We start from the raw sequence: 1,122 nt of genomic DNA on the forward strand, positions 1-1,122 counted from the left end.
GCCTCAGATTCTGGGCGATGGCGGCTAGAACAAACTCATCCTGGGCACCTTGCGGGCCGCGCAATCGGAGCCGACCAAGCTTCAGGATGCGCTTCAAGTGTGCGAACCTCATCTCGATCTTCTTGCGCTGACGCCGAGAGAGCTCGAAGCCCTCGGTGCCAGCGAACGACCGGGCAACGTCTCGGGCATGCTCATGGATATCGCGCGGGATCTTGCGTGATGGTTCCTTTGGGCAGCACTGCGGCTTGAGCGGGCATACATCGCGGTCGAGCTTGCTTGCACGATACAGAAGGGTCTTGCCCTCGTGCACGGTACCGCTCGTCCCAAGCCGCCTACCACCCGGGCAGTGGTAAACGTCGCCGATCGGGTCATATCGAAAGTCGCTCCGCGAGAAAGTGCCATCATCCCGCTTCGACTTATCGAACACAGGGATATGTGGCGCGATGCCCTTCTCCTCGACCAGCCAGTTCAGCATTGGAGCCGCTCCGTAAGCGGTATCCCCGACAAGTCGCTCTGGCTTGAGACCGAAGCGCTCCTCGGTCCGTTCGATCATGGTCTTTGCTGCACCGACCTCGGCCTGGCGAATGGCGCGGGAGGCCTCGACATCAACGATGACGCCGAACTTCACGTCGATGAGATAGTTGTCGGAGTACGCGAAGAATGCCGGCCCCTTGTGAGCGCCGGTCCACTGCGCTGCCGGATCGGATGGCGAGACAAATTTCGGGATGACATCGCTGGCGGCTCCCCACGCCGGATCGTCGAGGGTTGCCAAATACTCCTTCACCGCGCGGCTAGACCTGGCCGGATCGCGATCCCTGCGCCAATCGTGACCTGCGATCGAGCGCTGCTTGTTCGCGTCGGCCGCAATCAGGCTCGCATCGACTGCAAATCCTTCGCCACCAACCAGACCGGCGGCAATGCATGTCTCGACAATCCGTTCGAACACGCGGCGCAGAACATCTCCATCGCGGAAGCGCTCGTTGCGGGCGCGCGAGAACGCCGAATGATCCGGGACAGCGTCCTCGATACCGAGCTTGCAGAACGAGCGATAGGCGAGGTTCACCTGCACTTCACGGCAGATCAGCCGTTCCGAGCGGATCGCAAAGACATACCCCGCGACCA

The 1,122-nt window shown here is 61.6% G+C and carries 1 protein-coding gene; it reads right to left on the reverse strand.

The features are described 5' to 3' along the window. Window positions 1-1,122: transposase (locus IVB27_RS29490; protein ID WP_247446416.1), on the reverse strand; the 1,122-nt coding region annotated here is incomplete at both ends.

The organism is Bradyrhizobium sp. 197 (assembly GCF_023073375.1).
GTDB lineage: Bacteria > Pseudomonadota > Alphaproteobacteria > Rhizobiales > Xanthobacteraceae > Bradyrhizobium.